The sequence below is a fragment of the Streptomyces palmae genome, assembly GCF_004684805.1.
GTDB lineage: Bacteria > Actinomycetota > Actinomycetes > Streptomycetales > Streptomycetaceae > Streptomyces > Streptomyces palmae.
In genome coordinates, this window is record NZ_SRID01000738.1 from 1 (window position 1) to 986 (window position 986).

The following is a 986-nucleotide window of genomic DNA, read 5'->3' on the forward strand; positions in this document are numbered from 1 at the left end:
CTCGGGGCCCACCGGGCGGGCGAGCTGGCGGCCGCGATGCGGGAGCTGGGGGTCACCGACCACCGCTTCCTGGGCGGCGCCGGACGCTACCGCGACTCCGGGATGATGGGCGCCCCGCAGAACAGCCTTCCGGACGCCTTCTGGAGGGCGGACGTCGACGAGGCCGCGGCGTCCCTCGTTGAGGTGATCCGCGAGGTGCGCCCGCAGGTGCTGGTGACCTACGACCCGCACGGCGGGTACGGCCACCCCGACCACATCAAGGCGCACCGGGTCGCCATGCGGGCCGTGGAGCTCGCCGCCGAGAAGGCGTTCCGGCGGGACCTCGGGGAGCCCCACCGGATCGCCCGCGTCTACTGGAACTGCGTGCCCCGCACGGTCGTGGAGGAGGGCTTCGCCCGGCTCCGGGCGCTGGGCGAGGAGCGGCCCTTCCCCGGCATCGCGGTTCCCGAGGACGTCCCCGGCCTGGTCGCCGAGGTCGAGGTGGTGGCCGTGGTGGACGGCACCGCCCATGCCGCGGCGAAGGCGGCGGCGATGCGCGCGCACGCCACCCAGATCGAGGTCAGCGAGCCCTTCTTCGCCCTCTCCAACGGACTGGGCCAGCCGCTGCTGGCCACCGAGTACTACCGCCTCGCCCACGGCGGGGAACCGGTGCCGGGCGGTGCCGGGCCGGTGGACGACCTCTTCGCCGGGGTGGCGGTATGACCGCCGGGCGGACGCCGGCCGGGCGCGCCACCGGCGGCTCCGGGACCGGGCGCGCGCGGGCCGGACGCCCGGCCGAGGCCGCGAACGGACGGGCCGCCGCCGGCGGCTCCGGGGGCGGACCGGCGGCACAGGCCGAGACGGAGGTGGCGGGGAGCGCCGGGGCCGGAGCGAGGAACGGCTCCGGCGCCGGGAGGACCGCGGCGGGGAAGGCCGGGGCCGGAGCGTCCGCGGCCGGGAAGGCAGGGAAGGCCGGGGCCGGAGCCGGGGCGTCCGGGGCCGGGAAG

Annotated in this window: 1 protein-coding gene; it reads left to right on the plus strand. The window is 78.4% G+C overall.

The features are described from left to right. Positions 1–702: N-acetyl-1-D-myo-inositol-2-amino-2-deoxy-alpha-D-glucopyranoside deacetylase (gene mshB / locus E4099_RS32400; RefSeq protein ID WP_135342646.1), on the plus strand; the 702-nt coding region annotated here is incomplete at its 5' end. Positions 703–986: the final 284 nt, after the last annotated feature.